This is a genomic window from Limosilactobacillus galli (assembly GCF_947381495.1).
Classification (GTDB): Bacteria; Bacillota; Bacilli; order Lactobacillales; family Lactobacillaceae; genus Limosilactobacillus; species Limosilactobacillus galli.
Map to the genome: position 1 here is coordinate 1 of NZ_CANCWK010000148.1, position 235 is coordinate 235.

Consider the following 235-nt stretch of genomic DNA (forward strand, 5'->3'; position numbering starts at 1 on the left):
CAATTCTTAATGGCTGGATTAGCAGGTCTAATTAGGCCTAAGCATAATCGGAAATACTCATTAGAAACAAAGGTAGCTGCTATCAAAGCTTATCTTTCAAGTGCGTATTCTAACCAGGAACTCCTTCAGCGATACCAAATTAGGAATATTTCTCAACCCCATCAATGGGTTATCAGTTACAATAGTGGCAACCTTACCGTTAATCAGACAACGAGAAAGCGAGCTAGAAGAATGG

The 235-nt window shown here is 39.6% G+C and carries 1 pseudogene; it reads left to right on the forward strand.

Annotated elements, in window-relative coordinates:
• Positions 1-235: pseudogene (locus tag QOS10_RS09655) on the forward strand (helix-turn-helix domain-containing protein); the annotation flags it as partial.